The organism is Erysipelatoclostridium sp. An173 (assembly GCF_963931465.1).
Lineage (GTDB): Bacteria > Bacillota_I > Bacilli_A > Erysipelotrichales > Coprobacillaceae > Thomasclavelia > Thomasclavelia merdavium.
In genome coordinates, this window is record NZ_OZ007017.1 from 1044457 (window position 1) to 1067734 (window position 23278).

The following is a 23278-nucleotide window of genomic DNA, read 5'->3' on the forward strand; positions in this document are numbered from 1 at the left end:
AAAAGATGAAAAAGATTATATTATTAATTTGTTTATTTTTAGGTTTTAGTTTGACGGGATGTCAAAGTAGTGATGATGCTAATACTTTAACAGTTGCTGCTACTTCTAAACCTCATGGGGACATTTTAGAAGAAGCTAAGAATATTTTAAAGAAAGATTATGATATTGATTTAAAAATTGAAATTCTAGATGACTATTATATTTTTAATAGATCGTTAGATAATGGTGATGTAGATGCCAATTATTTTCAGCACTTACCTTTTTTTGAAGATGATGTAGAAAAAAATGGTTATGATATTGTTAATGCTGGTGGTATCCATATTGAACCGTTTGGTTTTTATTCTAAGAAAATTGATGATATTAGCGAGTTAAAGAAAAATGATGTAGTTATTATTTCTAATTCAGTTGCTGATCATGGTCGTATTTTATCAATATTAGATACAGCAGGAATTATAGAGTTGGATGATAATGTAAAAATTCAAGAAGCAACGATTGAAGATATTGTGGCAAATCCACTAAATTTAAAATTTGAAGAAATTAAACCGGAAATGTTAACGACTGCTTATCAAAATAATGAAGGGGCTATGGTTGCAATCAATGGAAATTATGCAATTGATGCTAATTTAAATCCAACTAAAGATGCGCTTCTTTTAGAAAGTGCCAACGAAAACAATCCTTATGTAAATATCATTGCTTGTAAAGATGAAAATGATGAAAGAGTAAAAGCATTAGTTGTTGTTTTAAAATCAGATCAAATTAAAAAATTTATCAATGATACATATCAAGATGGTTCTGTTATTCCGGTAGTATAGTTATTAAGGTAGAAATTTCTACCTTTTTTATTTGTTAGTTGTTTTTATGATATCGATATTTTATAATTCTATATGGAATCGAGGAAATTATGGAAATAAGTTTTTTTGAAAAAATAGTCAAAATACTAAATTTAGGTCAGTTAACATCTTCACCTCAAAAATTAACAGGTGGTTTGACTCATCAAATGTATGCAATAACAACTGACAAAAATAAATATGCCATTAAGATATTAAACCCAGAAATTATGAAAAGACCAACAGCTATGTATAATTTCAAACGGGCACAACAATTAGAATTGATTTTACAAGAACATGGATTGCCAATTATTCCGGCATTAATTTTTAATCAAAAGAAAATGCAAAAAATAGATGATATTTATTTCTATGTTTATGATTATTATCAAGGAAAAAGTTTAAAACAGGAACAAATTAATAAGGTTCATTGTCAAAAAATAAGTAGTTTATTAGCAAAGATTCATCAAATTGAAATAAAAAAGCAAAGATATTTAAAAGAACCCGTAAATATTGATTGGAATTATTATTTAAGAAAAATAGAACATCAAGAGATTTATGACTTATTAGAAAAAAATGTTTTATTACTTGATGAATTATTAAAAAAAGCTAATCAGGCAATTGATAAAATTCCTCCTGTTTTAACAATTTGTCATCGTGATATGGACAGTAAAAATGTTTTATGGCTAGATGATGAATGTCGTATTATCGATTTAGAATGTCTAGATTATGATAGTCCATTTTTAGAGGTCTATGAATTGGCATTAAGTTATAGTGGTTATCAAGAGGGCAAGATTGATTATGAATTATTTAAAGCTTTTATGTTATCTTATTTTGAAAATGGTGGGTTTAAGATTTTAAACTGGCAAGATATACATGATTGTAATTTAGGAATGTTTGAATGGTTAGTTTTTAATTTAAATCGATTAATAACTAATGATGATGTTGATATTGCATTTGAACAAGTTATTTTGACTATTAAGCAAATTAGATATTATAATGAGATAAAAGATAAATTAATGGAAATAATTAAAGAAATTTAGGAGGAAAAAATGAAACGTAAATTTTTCTTTTTTGATATTGATGGAACTTTAGCTGTAGGACAACCAGGAAAACAATATATTCCTGATTCAACTAAAGAAGCAATTGAAAAATTAAAACAAGCTGGTCACTTTGTCGCTATTGCTACTGGACGTAGCTATGCAATGGCTGTTGATCATATGAAAGAATTAGGCTTTAAAAATATGGTAAGTGATGGTGGCAATGGGATTACTATTGATGAAAAATTAATTGAAATCAAACCATTAGATTATCAAAAATGTTTGAATTTAATTGATGAGTGTATCGAAAAAAATTATATATGGGCTTTTTCGCCTGATAACACTCAAAGAAGATTAGCGCCTGATAATCGTTTTTATGATTTTACTCATGATATTTATATGAAAACTGAAGTGCAAGAAGGTTTGAATCCAAGAGATTTTGATCAGATTTATAAAGTATATGTTGCTTGTTTTGCGCCTGAAGAAGAAAAATTAGAAAGTTTAAAACAATTACCATGGTGTCGGTTTCACAAAGAGTATATTTTTGTAGAACCTGGAGATAAATCAGTAGGAATTAAAGCTATGGTTGATTATTTTAATGGTGATTATAGTGATGTTGTTGTTTTTGGTGATGAAAAAAATGATCTGAGTATGTTTCAAGATGAATGGACTAGCATTGCTATGGGAAATGCTATTGATGAGTTGAAAGCTAAAGCTACTTATGTAACTGATGCTTGTGATCAAGATGGAATTTATAATGCTTGTAAACATTTTAAATGGATTGATTAACAATGAGTAATAGTCGTTTATTTGAAATTTTATATTATCTTTTAGAACATAAACAAACAACGGCTGATACATTAGCAAACTATTTTGAAGTTTCTAAGCGAACAATATATCGTGATATTCAACGATTAATGATGATGAATTTTCCTGTTTATTGTAAAAATGGTTATGATGGTGGTATATATATTGATAATGATTTTGTTTTAGACCGGACATTTTTTACTGATGATGAAAGAATAGAGATTTTAGCATCATTACAGGAATTTGATTATCTAAAAGGAGAAAATAGCCAGTTAATTAATAAGATGGCAGCCATTTTTAATTTAAATGTTATTGATTGGATTGAAGTAGATTTAAACTCATGGTATCAAAATAATGATTTGAATAAGAAATTTAATGATTTAAAAAGAGCGATTATAACTAATCATGAAATTGTAATTAATTATATTAATTCTAGTGGTCAAAAATCTAACCGGGTAGTATGGCCATATAAATTATTTTTTAAAAGTGGTACCTGGTATTTATTAGCTTACTGTTTAAATAAAAAAGAAAATCGTATTTTTAGATTGTCTCGAATTCTTAAATTGGATATTATAGATAAAACGTTTGCTTGTAAAAATATTGATTTAAGTAAATATAAAAATAATTTAATTACTGATACTAAAAAGGAAATAGAAGTGACTTTACAATTTGATCATCAAATTGCAAGTGTAGTTTATGATGAATTTAATCACAGTGATATAATAGAAAAGCAAAATGGTGATTTTGTTGTCACAATGAAAGTGTCTAATATATATTGGTTAATGAGTTTTATTTTATCTTTTGGCTCTAAAATAAAAATATTAAAACCAGATTTTTTAAAAGAGCAATTAATAACAGAGATGAAGAAAATGATGGAAATATATCAATGAACCTGACAGAGGATGTCAGGTTTGTTTTGTTATAATATTAGTGAAAATAAAATTATTTAAAGGAGCAATTAAGATGAAAAAATTAGATTATAAAAAAGAAAATCGAGATTTATATTTACCAAAAAGAAAGCCGATGCTTATTGATGTTCCTAAGATCAGTTATGTTACTGTCGATGGAAAAGGCAATCCTAATAACAGTGTCGAATATCAAGAAGCGCTTGAATTATTATATGGTATTTCGTTTACAATAAAAATGTCAAAGATGACAGAAGATAAAATACCGGGATATTTTGAATATGTTGTTCCACCATTAGAAGGATTATGGTGGTGTGAAGATGGAACAATAAATATGCAAAATATTGATAAGGATCAATTTTGTTGGAAATCAATGATTCGTTTACCAGAGTTTGTCGATGAAAAAGTATTTAATCATGCTAAAAAATTGTTAAAAAATAAAAAGCCAGCAATAAACATTGATAAAGTAAAATATGAGGTAATAAAAGAAGGCAAATGTGTTCAAATTATGCATATAGGCAGTTATGATGAAGAACAAGTGTCAATTGATAAAATAGATGCTTTTTTAAAAGCAAATAATTTAAAAGTTGATTTTAATGAACAACGAAAACATCATGAAATATATTTGAGTGATCCGCGTCGTTGTAAAAAAGAAAACTTAAAGACAGTAATTCGAATACCAGTGAAATAATCTAATTATTTACTAATTAAAAAACCAGTGTTAAACTAATAATGTTTAATGGAGGGATAAAATGAAGATTGCAGTATATAATTATCGTGAATTTGATGAGGGAGCATATTTTGAAAAATTTTCTAAAATTTATAATGTAGAGATTGTCAGAATCGATGATGCGCCTGATTTACAAAATGCTAATTTAGCTAAAGGTTGCTTTGGTGTTAGTGTAATTACAACAGCAATAACAAAAGATATTATTCAAACATGGTCTCATCTTGGGATAAAACATATTTCAACTAGAACAATTGGTTACGATCATATTGATCTTGAATCTGCAAAAGATTTAGGAATGACTGTTAGTAATGTTACATATTCAACAGCTAGTGTTGCTAATTATACCGTTATGTTGATTTTAATGGCTCTTAGAAAAATGAAAATGGTTATGCGACGTGCTGTTGGATTTGACTATTCTTTGGAAAATAGTATAGGAATGGAATTAGAAAATAAAACTGTTGGTGTTGTTGGAACTGGAGCTATTGGACAAAAAGTAATTCAGAATTTAAGTGGTTTTGGTTGTAAAATAATTGCTACTGATCCATTTATAAAAAAAGAAGTTACTAAATATGCTCAATATGTATCATTAGAAAAACTAATCAAAGAAAGTGATATCATTACATTTCATGTACCTGCTTTAAAAGATACATATCATATTGTTCGTCAAGAAACAATTAATCAAATGAAAGATGGTGTAATCTTAGTTAATACTGCGCGTGGCAGCGTGATAAATACAACTGATTTAATAAAAAATTTAGAGAATGGAAAAATAGGTGCTTGTGCTTTAGATGTAATTGAAAATGAATTAGGTTTATATTATCAAGATTATAAATATCAAGTAATTGGAAATCATGAATTATCAATTTTAAGAGATATGCCTAATGTTTTATTAACGCCACATTTAGCTTTTTATACAGAACAAGCAGTTAGTGATATGGTGGAGAATTCAATTGCTAGTATTGTGGCTAGTTTCAATGATGAAGAAAATAAATTTAAAATATGCTAAAAGAGAATTAAATCTTAAATTTTGCTCAAACTAAATTGGGTGATATAAATGAGACAACAAAATAATTTAAACAAAGAAAAAAAATCTGCTTACGATAACCAATGGGTTAGTAATCAAAAAAGTTATTCTGATAAACACTCTCATCATGAAAAAACAAACGGAAAGTAATTGCCAAAAGAAACTGATTTTTCAGTTTCTTTTTTATATAAATAGGAATATAATAAAAAAAGCAGGAAAATCCTGCTTAATGATCAATTGGCTGGGGTACTTGGATTCGAACCAAGGAAATGTCAGATTCAGAGTCTGATGCCTTACCGCTTGGCTATACCCCAATAACAGATATTATTTTATAACTTTTTTAATTAAAATACAAGAGATAAGAGGGAATTTATGGAAATAAGAACTAGATTTGCACCAAGTCCAACTGGATATATGCATATAGGAAATTTAAGAACAGCATTATATGAATATTTAATTGCTAAAAAAGAAAATGGTAAATTTATTTTAAGAATAGAAGATACTGACAAAGCAAGACAAGTTGATGGAGCGATAGAGATGATCTATCAAACTTTGGCAGACACTGGATTGAAGCATGATGAAGGGCCGGACATTTCTGGACCATATGGACCATATATTCAATCGAAACGTTTAGAAATATATCAAAAATATGCTCATCAGTTAGTTGAATTAGGTGGTGCTCATTATTGTTTTTGTAATCAAGATGATGAAAATGATCATGATCCTTGTCGAGAATTATCAATTGAAACTGCTAGGAAAATGATTGCTGAAGGTAAATCATATGTTATTAGACAAACTATTCCTTCAGGAAATACAACGTTTTATGATGAAGTTTATGGTGAAATTACTGTTGATAATAATACATTAGATGAAGGGGTTTTATTGAAAAGTGATGGTTATCCAACATATAATTTTGCTAATATCGTTGATGATCATTTGATGCATATTACACATGTAATTCGTGGAAATGAGTATTTATCTAGTACTCCTAAATACAATTTAATTTATCAAGCTTTTAATTGGGAAATTCCAACCTATATTCATGTGCCACCGGTTATGAAAGATGAACAGCATAAATTATCAAAACGTAATGGTGATGCTTCATATCAAGATCTTGTTAAACAAGGATATTTAAGTGAAGCAATCATCAATTATTTAGCCTTACTTGGCTGGGCACCAGAAGGTGAGGAAGAAATTTTTTCTTTAGATGAATTAATTAAACAATTTGATGTTAAAAGAATTTCTAAAGCACCAGCTATTTTTGATTTAGAAAAATTGAAATGGTTGAATGGGATTTATTTAAGAAAGCTTTCATTAGAAGAATTTCATCAATTAGCTATGCCATATTATCAACGATTAATTCATCGTAATGTTGATTTGATGGAACTTAGTAAAGTATTACAATTAAGAATTTCTTATCTTGCAGAAATTGAATCAATGATTGATTTTATCGATGAACCATGTAATTATGATGCCGGTTTATTTAAAAATAAAAAAATGAAAACAAATTTAGAGAATTCTTTAGAAGCTCTATTGTGGATTCAAGAAAAGCTAATTGATTTTAATAGTTTTGATGATGATGAAAAACTACATCAATTGTTTGTCAATCTAGCCAAAGAAAAAGAAGTAAAAAATGGTCGAATCATGTTTCCATTAAGAGTTGCTTTAACTTTTAAAGCTTTTACTCCTGGTGGAGCAGTTGAAATTGCTCATATTTTAGGTAAAGAAGAGACATTAAGACGGATTGATTTAGCAATTAAACAAATGAGTGCATAGATTTTTGTTATTGATATTAAAAGGGTAGTGGAAATAAAATTTTCTACTACCTTTTTAAATAATCTTATTTTAAATTTGCTTTAAAAAATTCTGCCATTTTATTAAAAGGGATAACATCTAAATTATCATATAAATCAGTATGAACAGCATTTGGAATTATCATTAATTCCTTATTATCACCTTTTAATCTTTTATAAGTATCTTCGCTAAAATAACAAGAATGAGCTTTTTGACCATGAATTAATAAAACAGCACTTCTTATTTCATGACAATAAGCAAGTATTGGTTGATTAATAAATGACATACAACCAATTGTGTTCCATCCCTCGTTAGAATTTAATGATCTTTGATGATAACCACGATTAGTTTTATAGTAATCATAGTAATCTTTAACATAATATGGTGCATCTTCTGGTAAAGGATCAACAACCCCACCAGCTCTTTTATAATTTTGATTTTGATAATCAATGATTCTTTGGTTATTCAATGCTATTTTGTTTTGATATCTAGCCTCTTCGTTATCATCGTTATCAAAATAGCCATTAGCATTAACTCTTGACATATCATACATAGTAGCAGCTACAGTTGCTTTAATTCTAGTATCTAATGCTGCTGCATTTATAGCCATACCACCCCAGCCACAAATACCGATAATTCCAATTTTTTCATGATCAACATCTTTGTGTGTTGATAAAAAATCAACAGCAGCCTGAAAATCTTCGGTATTAATATCAGGTGAAGCCATATATCTTGGAGTTCCAGTTGATTCTCCAGTAAATGATGGATCAAAAGCAATTGTTAATAATCCATGTTCTGCCATGCTTTGAGCATATAAACCACTAGCTTGTTCTTTTACTGCACCAAATGGTCCACAAACTGCAAGTGCTGGTAATTTACCTTCGATATCTTTAGGTGTATACATATCGGCTACTAATGTAATGCCATAGCGGTTATGAAAAGTTACTTTTTGATGATTTATATTATTATTTTTAGGAAAGGTCTTATCCCATGTTGTAACTAAATTTAACGTATTTTCCATTATAAATTCCTCCATTTTATAATTTATTAATCATACCAATTAAATAACGAATGATTTAAATTCAATAATTTTATTTGTGCCATGTCCTCATCAGATAAATTAAAATCAAAAATATTTATATTTTCAATCATTCTTTCAAGATGTGAAGTTTTAGGAATAACAATAATTCCATTTTGAATTAAATATGCTAAGGCAACTTGGGCTGCAGACTTATGGTATTTGCGACCAATTTTTATTAAAATTGGTTCTTTAAAAATATCTTTTCTTCCTTCTGTAAAACATGCCCATGATTCCATTTGAATATCATCATTATCCATTTTTTGTTTAAAAGAAAGTTGTGGATAATAAACATGGGATTCTATTTGATTAACGGCAGGCTTAATATTACAGGTGGAAATAAAATTTTCATAGTTATCATTATGAAAATTTGAAATACCGATAGCTCGTACTTTTTTTAATAAATAAGCTTCTTCCATTGCTTTATACATTTCTAATGCTTCTGGATATGGCTCATGAATTAATAATAGATCAATATAATTAGTTTGTAGATTTTTTAAAGATCTCAAAATTCCTTTTTTTGCTTCATGATAACCAGCACAAGATCGATTTAGTTTAGTTGTAATAAAAATCTCTTCTCTAGGAATTTTGCTTTCAATAATTGCTTGACCTACAATATCTTCATTTCCATACATTTGTGCAGTATCGATCAAACGATATCCAGTTTTTAAAGCATTAATAATACTTTGCTTGCCTTTTTCTCCACGAAGATCCCAGGTTCCTAAACCAACCATTGGCATTTTTAAACCATTGTTTAAAGTTATATATTTCATAAATTTCCTCCACGTAATTATTATATATAAACAAAAGTAGATATGTAAAATATTTATTATCTATAATTAATTATTTAAAATTAGAATAACTGATATTATTTAAAAAATTTATTTTACTTTTAGTCAAGGAATTTTTATAGTAGTGAGATGAAGAATTGGTGAAGATAAAAAAGATTGTTTAATAGTATTTTTATAAGTGTTGTTAAAAAGTCTAATTAAAAAAGTCCTATAAAATAGGACTCATTGATTTCTATTGGTAGTCCGTAGGGGGTTCGAACCCCTGAATGCATGGATGAGAACCATGTGTGTTGACCACTTCACCAACGGACCATGTATAATATATAATAGCACTTTTTTTGATTAATTAAAGATGTAAATGAAAAAAATATGAGAAAACTCATATTTTATTCATCTTCATCAATAAATTCATAACCAGAGTGGCGATCATCAACGAGTTTTGCAATTTGGATTTTATAATCTAAATTTTTTTGATAATCGAATGAAAATATTCCAGCATATAAAGTATCTAAAATGTATTTTATTGATGTAGTAGTTGCAAAGTCACCGATTTTAGTTAATAACATTTCTCGTGATGAAATTCTTAATGTAACATCAGCTAATTTAGAAAGATTATTATCAGCGATACTAGTAATAGCGATAATTGGGGTTTGCATATTCTTTAAAATTTTAGCAACATCAATAATATAGTTAGTTTCTCCAGAATATGAAATTAATATAGCACAATGTTCTTTTGTACTCATTGCTGCTTGGACTTTAGCATTTCCAGGTAAATGACAAATATTAACATTTTTATGTAAATAAAATAATTTTGCTTTAAATTCTTCAGCTAATAATAGATTATTAGATACGCCATAAATATCTAATTCTTTACAATCACGTAAATAGCGTAAGGCTTGCTGTAAATCATCATGATTTATAAGCGATATAGTATCTTGAATTGTTTCAATTTGTAATTGTCCAATATTATGGGCAATAGTCATAATATCATCGCTTACGACAAAAGGAATACTGGCATCAATATTTTGCTCTTTAAATAAGTATTCTAATTCATTGATAAAAGCATCCTTAAAGTCATTCCAGCCATGATAACCTAGTTTTTTAGCAATTCTTACTAATAAAGGTGACGATGTATATGTTGCTTTGGCAATACTATTTGCTGACATATTTTTTATATTTAGCCCTTGATCTAATATATAGTCAATAATTATAGCTTCAGTAGCTGAAAAATGGGTTTGTTCAATTTTATGAATTAATAGCATATTATACCTCTTTTTTTAATGAAAAAGCAGACTAGGCTGCTTATTTATAATATCGAACTTTTTTAGGGTCAAAGTTATTAATTAAAGGCTTTTTTTCATTGCTGTAACCAACAGCAACCACCCCAACAGGATATTCATTATCTGCCAATTTAAAATATTTTTTAAATTTTTCTATTCTTTCTTCAACAGGAGCAATACCACACCAGCAAGTTCCTAATTCCTGATGCATAGCTTCAATAATTAAATTTTCAATTGCAGCAGCACAGTTAATCAAGCCATATTCTTTATTAATGGCTTTTTCTAAATCGGCTAAAACCAAAATAGCACATGGAGCTTCTTTCATCATTGTTGTATAAGGAGATAGATTACACATATCATTTAAGGCTTCACGATTAGTAATAACAACAAATTTCCATTCCTGAGTATTTCTTGCAGTTGGTGCATTCATTGCTGCTTCTAAAAGAGAATTAATCTTTTCTGTTTCAACAGGAGTATTTTGATATTTCCGAATACTTTGACGTTGTTTTATAGCTTCTAACATTTTTTATACCTCACTTGTTTAATATTAATATAATTATACTGATAAAAATAATAAATTACAAATTAACTTATAATAACAATTAATTAAGGTAATATTTATAACATTGGCTGAAAGATTGTGATATATTATTTCATGAGGTGAAGTTTATGATTAAAGTTAGACATCTTGAAAAAAGAATAGAGGGAAAATATCGTTGTATTGTTGTTAGTGATATTCATAGTCATTTAGATCGTTTTATTGAACTGTTAAAAAAAGTTAATTATTGCCAAGATGATTATTTGGTTATATTAGGTGATTTTATTGAAAAAGGAAATCAGGCCTTGGAAATGATAGATTATTTAATGCAATTACAACGTCAAAGTGACCGTGTTTATGTTCTTTTAGGAAATTGCGAATATGCAATTGAGAAGATCGTAAATAATGAAAATTATGCTAGTCATATTGTTCATTATTTAAATCATGTAGGGAAGGGTGGTATAATTCGTCAGGCGCTTTCGGCTTTGGAAATCGATTATACTCAATTACCAGCCAAACAATTACAGGATATAATCAAAGAATATTTAAAACCATGTTTTGAGTATTTAAGAACTTTACCAACAACTTTACATTTAAATAATTTTATTTTTGTACATGCTGGATTAGAAAAAAGGGTAGATTGGCAAAATTCTAGTTTGAGTTCTTTGATTGAAATGCGTACTTTTTATCAAGATGGGCATTGTTTAGATGAGTATGTTGTGGTTGGTCATTTACCAACATCTAATCACCACCAAAATCGAATTGATAACAATATCATTATTGATAAAGAAAAAAGAATTATTTGTATTGACGGTGGTACCGGTGTTAAATCAATTAGTCAATTGAATGCGTTGATTATAGAAGGAAATGGAAATGAATATAAATTATTGACAGATTATGTTCAACCTTTGCCAATTTATCAAGCCAAAGTAGATGTATTAGTCGAAAAACAAGATGTTCATAAGGTTGCTTGGCCTAGTTTTGAAGTTCAGGTAATTAAAGCAGGTAAAAACTTCACATTATGTCGACAAATAGATACTAATCAGACTTTTAAAATAAAAAATGAATTTTTGTATCAAAAAGATAATAAAACCTATTGTTTAGATGATTATGTTGATTGTATGGTCGGATTAAATAAAGGGGAATTAGTTAAGTTAATAGGTATTTTTGGACCATATGCTTATGTGATAAAAGATAATGAAATTGGCTGGGTAAAATTCTGTTATTTGAAAAAGTGTTAGAGACTGGATGTTACTTTAATAATGAATTTACTAGATTTTTAGAAATATTAAAAATATTCATATAAAAAAGAAAATTTTAATATAGTTACTGTAGTAATTGAATTGGAGTTTTTAAATCTAATGTAGAAGATATTGAAAAATATTAAAAGTCACTAGAATAATTTTTCTAGTGACTTTTAATCTAAATCTTTTATTTTTGAGTTTTTTCTTCTTTGATTTTATTCATTTCGTTTATTTGATGTTCAGCATTTTCTTTTAGTTGTTTTTCCATTTCATCAGTATTTAAATGATGATGTTTTTCTTCAACTTTTGTTTTACCAAAAATTTTTTCAAATGATTCTTCTGCTTCTTGTGAAATTTTATGTTTTAATTCATTTAATTCATCAATTTTAGCTTTATATCTTGAAATTTCAGAATCAACAATATTAGTTACTTCTTCTTTTGTCATTGGTTGCATATCTTCTTTAGAGATTTCTTTGTTTTCATTAAAATATTTTTTTAAAGATTCAATAGCTTGTTCATTAATTTTTTTAGTATTCATAGTACATTCCTTCTTTCTCATATATCATTTTGATAAATAATAATTCTATATAAAATAATCAATTATAAATGGTAAACATTTATAAGATTATTAACCTAATTTAGTAGCTTTTAAAGCTTCAACAATATTAATTTGACGCATTTTTTCATCTTGAAGTAATTTATGGTATTGGTCAAATGATAATTTGTTTTTATTTTCCTTAGTAGTCTTATTTTGACCAATAACTTTATCTAAAGAATTTTTTGCTTTAATATTAATATTTTTTCTTAAAACTTCTAATGAAGCATTTTTAGTTTTACGAATATTGGCTTGGTTTTTAACCATCTCAGTAATTTCATCTTGACTTAATTGCTTTGTAGAAACTTTAATATCTTTATCTGTATAATCATTTTCAAAATAATGATGTAATGAATTGATAGCATTTTGATTGATTTGATTTACATCCATCTTGAATTACCTTCTTTCTTTTCTTTACAGCCATATAATAATCTTAAAAAAATATTTTTACTAGCAAAATTAAATGACTTTTAATACTATTAACAAAAATCCTTTGTTAAAAATTAAAAATTTGTAAATATTGTTTACAAATTTTAATAAAAAGTATTTTAAATGATAATATAAAATAAAAACCCAGTAGTTGTATTTACTGGGTTAAGAGTCTACCGATCACTGTTTATTGTTTCTAATGTAACTTCGAAATAGTTTTTTAATTCATCTGTAGATATTTCTAGTGAATCAGTAATGTTTTTTAAATGTTTTTTACAATTAGCAATTGCTGCTGGATCATTGTAGCTGGATGGTTCTAAAGTATCACGATCAATAAATTTTTGAGTATCAATATTATAATATACTGAATTTTCTGTACAATAATTATAATCAGTTAGATAGAAAAGATTTTTTTTGGTATTATAAATAATTACTGTAATAGTTTCGTAATCATCATTTTCTTTTTCTAATTGTGCTACTGTACAAATTTTGTTATCGTCAGATTCACCATAATATTGGACTCTAATATTATTTGGGAACATTTTTTTATTAATATTTTCTTTAGCTATTATTTTTTTATCAGTTGTTTTTTTGAATTCAAATCTTTTAATAGCTAATTTTGATTTCATATATGCTTTTAAATCATCCAAACTAACACCAGAAATTTTAATGAGATAATCCAAATGCTCTTCACATTCTTCGTCATTATCATCGCTTTGATAACTTTCTTCATCATAAGTTAATGTTCTGATATCTAAGACTTTTTTTGTATCTATGTTATAACAAAGACCTGAACCCTCATAATTAGTATAATCGCGTAGATAAAAAATATCTTTTTCCATATTGTAGATAAGTTCATAATATATTACATTTTCAAAAGTTGGGCTTAAAGTATATTGAAATGGTTTTTCACTATAATAAACACCATCACCAGCATCAGAGCCTTCTATGACATTATTATCTTTTAAAGTTTTTTCTATTTTTTCTATTTGTTCTTCACTCATTTCAAGTGATTCTTTTTTTGACGATGACCCGTTACTGCTGCATCCTGCTAGATTTAATGATAAAAAACATGTAATAAAAGTAATTAATATTTTTTTCATTCAATAATTCTCCTTTCAGTTTACATGGTATCACATAATCTAACATTTTTATACATTATAATGCAAATAAATAGGTATTATAAATCATTTTATTAAATATAATTTATAATTTTCTAGAAGGAAATAATAGCGATGATTATAAAATAATTATAAAATGATTATAAAAGGCAGGTGTATTTATGGAAATTAGAACTTTAAAATATTTTTTAGCAGTAGCTCGTGAAGAGAACATTACTAGAGCTGCTAAGTTTTTACATATAACCCAACCAACTTTATCTAGACAATTGATGCAATTGGAAGAAGAATTGGATGCACAACTTTTTATTAGAGGTAAAAATAGAATTGTTTTAACTGATGAAGGAATGTTATTACGCCGACGTGCTGAAGAAATTGTTGATCTTGCTAAAAAAACAGAAAAAGAATTTTTGGAACGAAATGATTTAGTCACTGGGGAGATTTTTATTGGAAGTGGTGAAACTAATGCGATGCATATCATTGCTAGAATGATTCGAGAATTTAAACAAGATTATCCACAAATAAAATATAATCTTTTTAGTGGTAATGCTGATGATATAAAAGAAAGGATTGATAAGGGGCTTATAGATATTGGTTTATTAACTGAACCAGTAGATATTGAAAAATACGAGTTTATACGTTTACCTCATCATGAGGTTTGGGGAATTTTAGCTCCAAAAGATAGTGAGCTTGCAAGTAAGGAGAGTGTAACACCACAGGATTTAATAGATTTGCCATTACTTAGTACTCGAAGAATGATTGTACAAAATGAAATTGCTAACTGGTTTGGTGAAGATTATGAACGTTTAAATATAATTGCAACTTACAATTTAATTTATAACGCTGCAATATTAGTAGAAGAAGGAATTGGATATGCAATTTGTTTTGAAAAATTAATAAATAATTTAGGTGATAGTAATACTTGTTTTATTCCTTTTTCACCCTCACTAAAAACAGGTACTGTTGTTGTTTGGAAAAAACATCAGATTTTTTCGCCAGCAACTTCTCGCTTTATTGAAAAATTAAAAATGTCTTTGAAAAAGTAATGCTTTTAAAGCATTACTTTTAATACAGAATAGGTATTAGACATATTTAGGATATCTTATTAAAATATAAGTGTAATTAGAAATGATTGATGGAGGTGACCTGGTGAAAAGTGATGAAGTATGCAAAATGTTTAATGTTTCTAAAGCAACATTAAAAAGTTTTGAAAACGCTGGTCTGTTTGATGATATTAATGTAGTAGATGGTGACATTAACTATAGTGATGATGATATTGAAAGATTGAGTATGATCATATCTTTAAAAAAAATTGGATTGAAAAAAGATATGATTGCTGATTTTATAAATTCTAAAAATAAAAATAATCAGTTATCAATTTTAAAAAAACAACGACAAATTATTTTAGACAATATTCATTTTCAACAAAAAAATTTAGATATCATCGATTTTTTTATCTATCAATTAACAAAAAATAATTAATGTACTAGAGGAGGATTTTTATGGAAGGAAATAAATTATATGATTTACTTCATGATCAAGATGAACAACTAACAAATGATCCTGAATTAAAAGAAATCATGAAAAACTATTTATATAATGATGTTTATCAACATGGTTCATTAGATTTAAAATTAAGACAGTTAATTTTAATTGTTGTTGATACAACTAATCACACTTTAAATACTTTAAAAGAACATGTTATTGGAGCAATTAATGCTGATGTTGATCCAGTTTCAATCAAAGAAGCTGTTTATCAATGTACACCATATGTTGGTCTTGGAAAAGTCGAAGATGCATTAGATGTGATTAATCAAGTATTTGTAAGTAAAAATATTGCTTTACCTTTAGAAAAACAAGGAACAGTAACATTAGATACTCGTTTTAAAAAAGGATTTGATGTTCAAAGTGAAGCTTTTGGACGAAAAAATATTCAAGCTAATCACGATAATGCTCCAGCTGAATTAAAACATATTCAAGATTATTTATCAGCATATTGTTTTGGAGATTTTTATACTCGTAATGGTTTAACATTAGCAACAAGAGAATTACTTACTGTTGTTATGCTAGCAAGTTTAGGAGGATGTGAAAATCAATTACGAGCTCATGTTCAAGCAAATTTAACAGTTGGAAATACACGTGATATGTTATTGGAAACAATTACTCAATGTCAACCATATATTGGATTTCCAAGAACGTTAAATGCAATTGCTATAATTAACGAAATTACCAATAAATAGGAGGAATATAAAATGAGTGATTTTAATAGTTTATTTAAAAATGGTGAAGAAAATACTGGATTTGCAGAATATTTCATTGGAAAAAGTTTTTTAAATCCATTAGCTAAAAGTAATGGTGTTGGTGTGGCTAATGTAACATTTGAACCAGGATGTCGTAATAATTGGCATATTCATCATAAAGGTGGCCAAATTTTATTAGTTACTGATGGAAAAGGCTGGTATCAAGAATGGGGAAAACCAGCTCAAGAATTAAAACCAGGTGATGTTGTTAATATTGCACCAGAAGTTAAACATTGGCATGGTGCTGCTAAAGATTCTTGGTTTGCCCATATTGCTATTGAAGTTCCAGCTCCAGGTTCTTCTAATGAATGGCTAGAACCAGTAGATGATGAACAATACAATAAGCTTTAAAAGGTTGTAATTAAATGGTAGATACGATAAATACCCATCAGTAATGCTGATGGGTATTTATTAATTAATGAAAGATAATTTAAGCTAAATATCTAATTTTAGGTATAAAATGTTTTATAAAGCGATATAATTAATGGAAGCATTATTTTTATTGATATTAAGTTTTTATCATTCATTATGAGTTTATTATAATTGCATTTGAATAAAAATAAACGCTATTACATGACAATGATTTGTTTTTTTCAAAATTCTCCCAAAAATAAGCAGGTATTTGACAAATTTTTTTATTTTTGTATTATCTAGCAATAATCTCAAAAAAACTGCTATAATGAATACTAAAGGGGGACGACATATGTTTTGTGATTACCATTTGCATACTGAGTTTAGTGATGACTCTGACTACTTAATGGAAGATGTTGTAAAAGATGCAATCGAGAAGGGGATTGAAGAGATTTGTTTTACAGATCATGTAGATTATGGGATTAAATTGGATTGGGATGATCCGGATTTTATTGAAGGAAAATCAGTACCTAATGTTAATTATCCGGCATATTTTCAAAAAATAGAATATTTAACTAAAAAATACTATAATAAAATTAGAATAAAAAAAGGATTAGAGTTTGGAATTCAAACCCATACTATCGATAAGTTTAAAAAATTATTTGATCGTTATACTTTTGATTTTATTATTTTATCAATTCATCAAATTGAAGATAAAGAATTTTGGACTGGTGATTTTCAAAAAAATAAAACCGAAGATCAATACTATCAAAGGTACTATCAAGAATTGTATGAAGTAGTAAAAAATTATCATGATTATAGTGTTATCGGTCATTTTGATTTAATTAAAAGATACGATAATAAAGATGGCTACTCTGGTTTTGAAAATAATAAAGAAATTATTACAGCAATATTAAAATGTATTATTGAAGATGGTAAAGGAATTGAACTGAACACTTCATCAATACGTTATGGTCTTAATGATTTAATGCCATCAAGAAAGATACTAAAACTCTATCATGATTTAGGTGGTAGAATCATTACCATTGGTAGTGATAGTCATGAATCGGCACACTTAGGTGCTTATATTGAAGAAATGAAAGACGAATTAAGAAAAATTGGTTTTAAAGAATTTTGTACTTATAAACAAATGGAACCAATTTTCCATAAACTATAAAGATGGAAAATTCCATCTTTTATTATTTGTTTTTTTATTAAAATAACACGAATGGATTTTATAGAAATGTCTAGTCAATTGTGTCATAATTTAATAAAGGAAACATTTAATAAAGGAGGTGTAAAAATGGAGGAAGTATTCCAAAATTGGTTAATAAAAAATAACCTTGATAAAAATATTGAACCATTAGTTTATGATGATAGAAAAATATATTCAATAATATATGAAGATTTTTTAGGGGAACTAGTAGTTTGGCATAATTTGATAGTAGAAGAAATTATTACAAATCAAAAAACACGACAGCAAATGTATTATTTGCATTATGAAATTAGTGATAAAACTGAAATAAATGAATTAGTTGAAAATTTTAAATGGCGAATATTTAATATTAATAGACAAGATTTTATCATTAAAAAAGATGATCAATTGCGCAAAATATTACTTTGCTGTTCTAGTGGCTTAACATCAAGTTTATTTGTCATGAAATTAAATGATTTTTGTAAAGAACATAATGTTAATTACCATTTTAAAGCAGCAAGTATTTTTGATAAAGAAGCATTGAATAAAGAATATGATTTGCTTTTGATGGCACCGCAAGTACAACATTATACAAAAGGATTAGCTAATATTTTTCATCAGCGGATTTTAAATATTGATCCTAATGATTATGGTCAATATAATTGTAATAATATTATCGCTAAAATTCAGGAGATTTTTTTATAATCATCGTTATGTCTCAATTTCTTTTTGAATAGAAATGGTATATACTATTATTAAAGGTGGTCTTACAGTAAATATATAGAAAGAGAGTAGATGTATATGGAACTGATGATTTCAAGAATTTTAAAATATTTAAACGGGTGTCTTGATGATGATCATATGTACCGAATTGGTAATTTTGTTATCCAACATTATACAGAAATGGAAAAATATGATTTAGATGGTTTTTTAAGTGCTAGTAATTTTAGTGAAAGTGAATTGCTTGATTTTTGTAGACATTTTGGAATTCATAGTTATGATGAATTTAAGGGACGACTATTAGCAGATCATCAAAGCCGCTTAGAACAAATTCATGCTAGAATGTTGAATTTAGATTGTAATCAGTTTATTGAACATTTAGATACTAGTTATGATAAAGAAGAATTGAATCAGTTAATTGATGAGCTTTGTGATTTGATCTTTAAGAAAAAAAGGATCGTTATTATTGGGGCGCTATATCCAAGTAGTGTAGCTGTTGATTTTCAAACTGATTTAATCTCTTTAGGAAAAGAAGTAGTCGAATATCATAGTTTTGATACTAAATTTGAATTTGGTGACGATGATGTTGTATTTTTCATTACGGCAACAGGTAGATTAATGGAACAAAACGTCAAAAAGTTAAAACCGCAAAATATTTGTGAAGCATATTTAGTATTAATCACTCAAAATATCAAATATCGTCAATATGAAAATATATGTGCTGATTATGCAATAGAAGTATTGGGTAAATTTGATGGAATTCAGTTTAACTATCAAATAATGATGATTTTTGATTTGTTACGGATTCGTTATTATCAAAAATATTATCGTTAATATATCATAATTACAAGATAAGGCATTTTTTAAGTGCCTTTTTTGTTTAGAGTGAAAATATTGTTATTGACTTTGAGTTAACTATAAGTTGTATGATATAAAAAAGAAAGGTGGCTATGACTATGAAGATTATGTTAATAGTTCTAAATGAAGACGATGGAAAAAAGATTGCAAATGAATTAGAGATGGATGATTACAAAGTTACAAGATTAAAAAGCTTAGGTGGTTTTATTAAAGATGGTCAAATAGCAATTATAAATGTCAATATAATTTTGTACAAAAATGATCATTTATGATGTACAATTGTGTTCCTTCTCAATATAATCAAGAACATTTTTAAGTATTAGGATTCCTCTTCATTTGGCTTCATTTGATCTTTTAATCGATAGGATTTACCCGTTATAGTTACCACGTGTGCATGATGAAGGATTCTATCTAAAATAGCGTTTGCCATGACCACATCACAGAAGACTTCATCCCACTCACTAAAATTGATATTTGTAGTTAATATCGCACTTCTTTTTTCATAACATCTATCTATCAATTGAAAGAACAATTTCGCATCATCTTTATTAATCGGAAGATAGCCAAGTTCATCTATGATCAGTACTTTATATTTGGTAAAATGGCGAAGTCTATCTTCCAATCTGTTCTCGTTATTTGCTTTCTTCAATTGTTGAATAAGATTATGACATTTGATGAAATATGTACTATTTCTACGCTTTGCCGCGGCAATGCCTATACTTACAGCCAGGTGTGTTTTACCTACGCCACTATTACCCAGAAATACGATGTTTTCACAATTCTCGATGAATCTGAGTGTCTCAAAATCCAATATCTGCTGTTTGTTTATTGATGACTGAAAATCAAAATCAAAATCCCTTAATTCTTTATGATGAGGAAATGCCCCTACCTTAACCATTGACTTGACCATATTCTTTTCTCTATGATCGATTTCTATCTGCGTCAATTTGATCAATCCTTCTGTAAAAGATAGATTGTTTCTGGCTATATAATCCAACATCTCATCTAAATTTTCATTCATTTGACTTAACTTCAAGTAATTCAGGTTATTTTTCAATTGCATATATGTACTACTCATTGTATATTTCTCCTATCAAATTTAAATTTGCCTTGGCTAATTGTTTGATTTCATCCGAACTGTCTTTAAAACTTACTTCATATATTTTTTGATAATGTTCTTCATGATAATTATATTTTGATTGAGATATTTGATGAATTGTTATAAGTCTTGTGTTAGAATACACATGTATATAATCATCAAATATCTGTAGTTTCACTGTTTTACCAATATATTCTGGTGGTGCGGAATATTTATTACCTTTATAGGAAAACAAACTCTGTGAATCTACTTTTACTGGTCTAATGGTGATTTTATACTGATTTCTTATCTTTTCTTGTGGTAAAGGGGATAAGAAATCTTTTTCTTTTTGGATATGAAGTTTCGGAATTTTTCCTATTTCACTGTGCACCTGGCAATTATTTCTTTCATTGATTTCCATTACTTTTTCATTCAGTTGTGCATAGTTCAGCTTCCCATTATAAGCATATAGTTCATCCCATAATTTCATTGGCGCTTCAACCTTCCCTTTACTCCATGGTTTTCCGGCAATACAAGGTTTCACTATAAAGCCATAATCATCCGCAAACTGTTGAAACTTTGCATTGACCTTTCCACTCGAATATTCTGTTCTTGCTTCATCCATGACTGTTTTCATATTATCGGTTTTTAAGATGTCAGGCACACCACCAGCTGCTTCAAATGCCTGATCAAGATAATGAAACAGAGCACCCTGCTTTTTTGTAAGTGAGATGAAATTAATCCTATATCTTGAATAGGAATAAACAAGTGCAAAGATATTTAATTCAATAACCTCACCTGTGCTTAAGGTATAATGCATATTTTCCTTCCAATCCAATTGTGCCTCAACTCCCATACCAGTCTCTCTTTTGATTGACCGATGATTTGTCATATTGTTTCTAATTTTACCATTTACTGTCCTGTTTGTTCTGCCATTAAAGTATTTATCAAATTCCTCATGCTGGCTGATCCACTTTCTAAAATGGGAAGCTGAGCACTCTAATCCATGATTATCTTTTAGATATTGCCATAAAACTCTTTTATAAAAGAAAACCTGAGTATTTTGATTGATCAGCAAGTCATATATTATTTGATAAAAATTATCTAACTTACTTTTTCTTTCTCTTTTCTTTGGCTTAGTATAACCATTCATATATTTATCAATCAATCTTCTATCTACACCAAGCTCTTGGGCAATTTGTGATTTATTTATTTTCAATTTTAACTCCTCTACTAATACTTTCAATTTTGGTAAATCAAGCAAACAATTAATCTCAATGCTTGAACTAACTGTTAAATTCATAATCATAATATAACCTCCAATAAAAACTGAATTATTATATTATGTTGAATTGATTTTGTACATTTTTATATGATCGTTTTTGTACATATTAATAGTAACATTTATAGCAATCATGCTGGCATTAGAAGAATACCAGATTAAAACGGCTTTAAAAACTGTTAAAGATAATTTAGATAATAGTAATGAAAAAATTGAACTTGATAATATTTGTACTTGCACTTTAAATCGATTAACAGTTGATCAGGCAGCAATCTTTATTTTAGATCCAGATAAGTTAATATTAATATAATAAATCCTGTTTTATGTAAAAACAGGATTAATCATTTATTATAATTTAAAAAACTAATTATTAGGATAACTAATCAATATTAATAATTTCGTATTCACGATTTCCTAATTGTAATTTAGCGGCAGCTTCAACAGTATGAATACCATGACGTGAATCCATACGTTCAATTAATGCAGCTTTTCCATCATCAGGTGAATTAATAACAGCATCATAGCATGCTTGATCTAGAGCTACTGGATCGATAGAAGCAAAGATTCCAATATCTGCCATTTCTGGAGGTGCTGGATGAGAATCACAGTCACAATCGACAGATAAGTTATTAGCTACATTTATATAAACAATATTGTCTTTACCCATGTAATCAATAACTCCTTTACATGCATCAGCCATTGATTCAAGAAAATGATCTTGTTCAGGTAAGTTATCCCATAGTTTTTTAGGATCTGTAGTGACTCCGGCGGTATGAATATTTGCTTTTCCGTTAGAAGATGCAATACCAATACTCATATTTTTTAAAGCACCACCAAAACCACCCATGGCATGACCTTTAAAATGAGATAGGACAACCATTGATTGATAGTTTTTAAAGTGTTCACCAACAATATCAGCTTTTAAATGGAAACCATTAGTAATTGGTAATTCTATTTCTCCAAATTCATCCATAATATCACATGGTGCAATTGCTTTAAATCCATGATCTTCAATAGTTTGCCAATGATCTTTAACATCCATTCTTTTACCACCATAAGCAGTACAACATTCAACAATTGTTCCTTGTAATTTAGAAACTAAATCTTTAATTAGATTAGGATTTAAAAAGTTGTGTCCACCAGGTTCACCTGTAGAAATTTTAATTGCTACTTTACCTTTTAAATCTCTATTTAGTGCTTCATAAATTTTAATTAAACTTTCAGCACTAATCTCTTTAGTAAAATAAACATTTGCTTTTTCCATGACTATCTTCCTTTCTAAAGTTTTCTAACTTTA

26 protein-coding genes, 2 tRNA genes and 1 pseudogene are annotated in these 23278 nt (G+C 27.6%); 17 read left to right on the plus strand and 12 right to left on the minus strand.

The features are described 5' to 3' along the window. Positions 1 to 5 precede the first annotated feature (5 nt). The 6 genes from ABGT36_RS05380 to ABGT36_RS05405 all read left to right on the plus strand — a co-directional run bounded on the left by ABGT36_RS05380 (position 6) and on the right by ABGT36_RS05405 (position 5312). Positions 6 to 812 (plus strand): MetQ/NlpA family ABC transporter substrate-binding protein, encoded by an 807-nt coding sequence (locus ABGT36_RS05380; RefSeq protein WP_346677124.1) that lies wholly within the window; start codon positions 6 to 8, stop codon positions 810 to 812. An 89-nt stretch (positions 813 to 901) separates the two neighbouring features. Continuing rightward, positions 902 to 1867 (plus strand): phosphotransferase, encoded by a 966-nt coding sequence (locus tag ABGT36_RS05385; RefSeq protein WP_296882438.1) that lies wholly within the window; start codon positions 902 to 904, stop codon positions 1865 to 1867. A gap of 9 nt (positions 1868 to 1876) precedes the next feature. Beyond that, entirely contained in the window at positions 1877 to 2653 is a 777-nt protein-coding gene (locus tag ABGT36_RS05390) for an HAD-IIB family hydrolase (RefSeq protein ID WP_300628865.1), read from the plus strand. A 2-nt stretch (positions 2654 to 2655) separates the two neighbouring features. Further along, complete coding sequence (locus ABGT36_RS05395) at positions 2656 to 3561, plus strand: YafY family protein (RefSeq protein WP_346677127.1); 906 nt, start codon at positions 2656 to 2658, stop codon at positions 3559 to 3561. A gap of 73 nt (positions 3562 to 3634) precedes the next feature. After that, positions 3635 to 4267: a GyrI-like domain-containing protein gene (locus tag ABGT36_RS05400; protein WP_346677129.1), complete on the plus strand. Its 633-nt coding sequence runs from the start codon at positions 3635 to 3637 to the stop codon at positions 4265 to 4267. A 61-nt stretch (positions 4268 to 4328) separates the two neighbouring features. After that, positions 4329 to 5312 (plus strand): D-isomer specific 2-hydroxyacid dehydrogenase family protein, encoded by a 984-nt coding sequence (locus ABGT36_RS05405; RefSeq protein ID WP_346677131.1) that lies wholly within the window; start codon positions 4329 to 4331, stop codon positions 5310 to 5312. A gap of 256 nt (positions 5313 to 5568) precedes the next feature. Here the strand turns inward: ABGT36_RS05405 and ABGT36_RS05410 are convergent. Beyond that, positions 5569 to 5644, minus strand: a tRNA-Gln gene (locus ABGT36_RS05410). Between the two features lie 58 nt (positions 5645 to 5702). Between ABGT36_RS05410 and gltX the strand changes: the two genes are divergently transcribed. Beyond that, complete coding sequence (gene gltX / locus ABGT36_RS05415; protein WP_346677132.1) at positions 5703 to 7106, plus strand: glutamate--tRNA ligase; 1404 nt, start codon at positions 5703 to 5705, stop codon at positions 7104 to 7106. Between the two features lie 64 nt (positions 7107 to 7170). On the opposite strand, the gene ABGT36_RS05420 is transcribed toward gltX, so the two are convergent. From ABGT36_RS05420 to ABGT36_RS05440, 5 genes are all read right to left on the minus strand, one after another. Next, entirely contained in the window at positions 7171 to 8145 is a 975-nt protein-coding gene (locus tag ABGT36_RS05420) for an alpha/beta hydrolase (protein ID WP_346677134.1), read from the minus strand. 26 nt (positions 8146 to 8171) lie between these two features. Beyond that, positions 8172 to 8975, minus strand: coding sequence for an aldo/keto reductase (locus ABGT36_RS05425; protein WP_346677136.1), 804 nt, complete (start codon positions 8973 to 8975; stop codon positions 8172 to 8174). A 254-nt stretch (positions 8976 to 9229) separates the two neighbouring features. Continuing rightward, positions 9230 to 9305, minus strand: a tRNA-Glu gene (locus tag ABGT36_RS05430). Positions 9306 to 9379: 74 nt separating this feature from the next. After that, on the minus strand, positions 9380 to 10255 hold the full coding sequence (locus ABGT36_RS05435) for a MurR/RpiR family transcriptional regulator (RefSeq protein ID WP_296882403.1): 876 nt from the start codon (positions 10253 to 10255) through the stop codon (positions 9380 to 9382). Positions 10256 to 10295: 40 nt separating this feature from the next. Continuing rightward, a complete protein-coding gene (locus ABGT36_RS05440; RefSeq protein ID WP_087302996.1) occupies positions 10296 to 10796 on the minus strand; it encodes a nitroreductase family protein in 501 nt (166 codons plus the stop codon). Positions 10797 to 10942: 146 nt separating this feature from the next. On the opposite strand from ABGT36_RS05440, the gene ABGT36_RS05445 reads away from it, so the two are divergent. Next, complete coding sequence (locus ABGT36_RS05445) at positions 10943 to 12052, plus strand: metallophosphoesterase (RefSeq protein ID WP_087371917.1); 1110 nt, start codon at positions 10943 to 10945, stop codon at positions 12050 to 12052. 190 nt (positions 12053 to 12242) lie between these two features. Here ABGT36_RS05445 and ABGT36_RS05450 read toward each other — a convergent pair whose 3' ends face one another. The 3 genes from ABGT36_RS05450 to ABGT36_RS05460 all read right to left on the minus strand — a co-directional run bounded on the left by ABGT36_RS05450 (position 12243) and on the right by ABGT36_RS05460 (position 14182). Next, positions 12243 to 12593: a hypothetical protein gene (locus ABGT36_RS05450; RefSeq protein ID WP_087303000.1), complete on the minus strand. Its 351-nt coding sequence runs from the start codon at positions 12591 to 12593 to the stop codon at positions 12243 to 12245. 90 nt (positions 12594 to 12683) lie between these two features. Then, on the minus strand, positions 12684 to 13040 hold the full coding sequence (locus tag ABGT36_RS05455) for a hypothetical protein (protein WP_346677139.1): 357 nt from the start codon (positions 13038 to 13040) through the stop codon (positions 12684 to 12686). Between the two features lie 212 nt (positions 13041 to 13252). Then, positions 13253 to 14182, minus strand: a complete 930-nt coding sequence (locus tag ABGT36_RS05460; RefSeq protein WP_346677140.1) for a hypothetical protein — start codon at positions 14180 to 14182, stop codon at positions 13253 to 13255. 179 nt (positions 14183 to 14361) lie between these two features. Here ABGT36_RS05460 and ABGT36_RS05465 point away from each other — a divergent pair, with 179 nt between their 5' ends. The 8 genes from ABGT36_RS05465 (at position 14362) to ABGT36_RS05500 (ending at position 19893) form a co-directional block, all read left to right on the plus strand. Next, positions 14362 to 15243: a LysR family transcriptional regulator gene (locus ABGT36_RS05465; protein WP_087371932.1), complete on the plus strand. Its 882-nt coding sequence runs from the start codon at positions 14362 to 14364 to the stop codon at positions 15241 to 15243. A 103-nt stretch (positions 15244 to 15346) separates the two neighbouring features. Continuing rightward, positions 15347 to 15679 carry a MerR family transcriptional regulator gene (locus tag ABGT36_RS05470; RefSeq protein WP_346677142.1) on the plus strand — a complete coding sequence of 111 codons (333 nt, stop codon included), beginning with the start codon at positions 15347 to 15349 and terminating at the stop codon, positions 15677 to 15679. Positions 15680 to 15699: 20 nt separating this feature from the next. After that, the gene (locus ABGT36_RS05475) at positions 15700 to 16437 is read left to right on the plus strand and encodes a carboxymuconolactone decarboxylase family protein (RefSeq protein WP_087371937.1); all 738 of its coding nucleotides are present in this window, start codon (positions 15700 to 15702) and stop codon (positions 16435 to 16437) included. Positions 16438 to 16449: 12 nt separating this feature from the next. Beyond that, complete coding sequence (locus ABGT36_RS05480; RefSeq protein WP_087303012.1) at positions 16450 to 16848, plus strand: cupin domain-containing protein; 399 nt, start codon at positions 16450 to 16452, stop codon at positions 16846 to 16848. Positions 16849 to 17200: 352 nt separating this feature from the next. Then, complete coding sequence (locus ABGT36_RS05485) at positions 17201 to 18025, plus strand: histidinol-phosphatase HisJ family protein (RefSeq protein WP_087303014.1); 825 nt, start codon at positions 17201 to 17203, stop codon at positions 18023 to 18025. Between the two features lie 126 nt (positions 18026 to 18151). Next, positions 18152 to 18748 (plus strand): PTS sugar transporter subunit IIB, encoded by a 597-nt coding sequence (locus ABGT36_RS05490; RefSeq protein WP_300079997.1) that lies wholly within the window; start codon positions 18152 to 18154, stop codon positions 18746 to 18748. A gap of 96 nt (positions 18749 to 18844) precedes the next feature. Next, a complete protein-coding gene (locus ABGT36_RS05495; RefSeq protein ID WP_087372054.1) occupies positions 18845 to 19597 on the plus strand; it encodes a MurR/RpiR family transcriptional regulator in 753 nt (250 codons plus the stop codon). Positions 19598 to 19719: 122 nt separating this feature from the next. Continuing rightward, positions 19720 to 19893, plus strand: a complete 174-nt coding sequence (locus tag ABGT36_RS05500; protein WP_346677144.1) for a cyclic-di-AMP receptor — start codon at positions 19720 to 19722, stop codon at positions 19891 to 19893. Between the two features lie 47 nt (positions 19894 to 19940). On the opposite strand, the gene istB is transcribed toward ABGT36_RS05500, so the two are convergent. Continuing rightward, positions 19941 to 20699: an IS21-like element helper ATPase IstB gene (gene istB / locus ABGT36_RS05505; protein WP_346677145.1), complete on the minus strand. Its 759-nt coding sequence runs from the start codon at positions 20697 to 20699 to the stop codon at positions 19941 to 19943. Then, positions 20696 to 22008: pseudogene (gene istA, locus ABGT36_RS05510) on the minus strand (IS21 family transposase). Before istA ends, istB begins: the two are co-directional and overlap by 4 nt. A gap of 73 nt (positions 22009 to 22081) precedes the next feature. Here istA and ABGT36_RS05515 point away from each other — a divergent pair. Continuing rightward, positions 22082 to 22291, plus strand: a complete 210-nt coding sequence (locus ABGT36_RS05515; RefSeq protein WP_346677147.1) for a hypothetical protein — start codon at positions 22082 to 22084, stop codon at positions 22289 to 22291. 69 nt (positions 22292 to 22360) lie between these two features. On the opposite strand, the gene ABGT36_RS05520 is transcribed toward ABGT36_RS05515, so the two are convergent. Next, the gene (locus tag ABGT36_RS05520; RefSeq protein WP_087299515.1) at positions 22361 to 23245 is read right to left on the minus strand and encodes a DUF362 domain-containing protein; all 885 of its coding nucleotides are present in this window, start codon (positions 23243 to 23245) and stop codon (positions 22361 to 22363) included. Positions 23246 to 23278 lie beyond the last annotated feature (33 nt).

Coding starts and splice junctions, on each gene's coding strand:
- ABGT36_RS05380 (WP_346677124.1), top strand. CDS start 6: ATGAAAAAGATTATATTATTAATTTGTTTATTTTTAGGTTTTAGTTTG.
- ABGT36_RS05385 (WP_296882438.1), top strand. CDS start 902: ATGGAAATAAGTTTTTTTGAAAAAATAGTCAAAATACTAAATTTAGGT.
- ABGT36_RS05390 (WP_300628865.1), top strand. CDS start 1,877: ATGAAACGTAAATTTTTCTTTTTTGATATTGATGGAACTTTAGCTGTA.
- ABGT36_RS05395 (WP_346677127.1), top strand. CDS start 2,656: ATGAGTAATAGTCGTTTATTTGAAATTTTATATTATCTTTTAGAACAT.
- ABGT36_RS05400 (WP_346677129.1), top strand. CDS start 3,635: ATGAAAAAATTAGATTATAAAAAAGAAAATCGAGATTTATATTTACCA.
- ABGT36_RS05405 (WP_346677131.1), top strand. CDS start 4,329: ATGAAGATTGCAGTATATAATTATCGTGAATTTGATGAGGGAGCATAT.
- gltX (WP_346677132.1), top strand. CDS start 5,703: ATGGAAATAAGAACTAGATTTGCACCAAGTCCAACTGGATATATGCAT.
- ABGT36_RS05420 (WP_346677134.1), bottom strand. CDS start 8,145: ATGGAAAATACGTTAAATTTAGTTACAACATGGGATAAGACCTTTCCT.
- ABGT36_RS05425 (WP_346677136.1), bottom strand. CDS start 8,975: ATGAAATATATAACTTTAAACAATGGTTTAAAAATGCCAATGGTTGGT.
- ABGT36_RS05435 (WP_296882403.1), bottom strand. CDS start 10,255: ATGCTATTAATTCATAAAATTGAACAAACCCATTTTTCAGCTACTGAA.
- ABGT36_RS05440 (WP_087302996.1), bottom strand. CDS start 10,796: ATGTTAGAAGCTATAAAACAACGTCAAAGTATTCGGAAATATCAAAAT.
- ABGT36_RS05445 (WP_087371917.1), top strand. CDS start 10,943: ATGATTAAAGTTAGACATCTTGAAAAAAGAATAGAGGGAAAATATCGT.
- ABGT36_RS05450 (WP_087303000.1), bottom strand. CDS start 12,593: ATGAATACTAAAAAAATTAATGAACAAGCTATTGAATCTTTAAAAAAA.
- ABGT36_RS05455 (WP_346677139.1), bottom strand. CDS start 13,040: ATGGATGTAAATCAAATCAATCAAAATGCTATCAATTCATTACATCAT.
- ABGT36_RS05460 (WP_346677140.1), bottom strand. CDS start 14,182: ATGAAAAAAATATTAATTACTTTTATTACATGTTTTTTATCATTAAAT.
- ABGT36_RS05465 (WP_087371932.1), top strand. CDS start 14,362: ATGGAAATTAGAACTTTAAAATATTTTTTAGCAGTAGCTCGTGAAGAG.
- ABGT36_RS05475 (WP_087371937.1), top strand. CDS start 15,700: ATGGAAGGAAATAAATTATATGATTTACTTCATGATCAAGATGAACAA.
- ABGT36_RS05480 (WP_087303012.1), top strand. CDS start 16,450: ATGAGTGATTTTAATAGTTTATTTAAAAATGGTGAAGAAAATACTGGA.
- ABGT36_RS05485 (WP_087303014.1), top strand. CDS start 17,201: ATGTTTTGTGATTACCATTTGCATACTGAGTTTAGTGATGACTCTGAC.
- ABGT36_RS05490 (WP_300079997.1), top strand. CDS start 18,152: ATGGAGGAAGTATTCCAAAATTGGTTAATAAAAAATAACCTTGATAAA.
- ABGT36_RS05495 (WP_087372054.1), top strand. CDS start 18,845: ATGGAACTGATGATTTCAAGAATTTTAAAATATTTAAACGGGTGTCTT.
- ABGT36_RS05500 (WP_346677144.1), top strand. CDS start 19,720: ATGAAGATTATGTTAATAGTTCTAAATGAAGACGATGGAAAAAAGATT.
- istB (WP_346677145.1), bottom strand. CDS start 20,699: ATGAGTAGTACATATATGCAATTGAAAAATAACCTGAATTACTTGAAG.
- ABGT36_RS05520 (WP_087299515.1), bottom strand. CDS start 23,245: ATGGAAAAAGCAAATGTTTATTTTACTAAAGAGATTAGTGCTGAAAGT.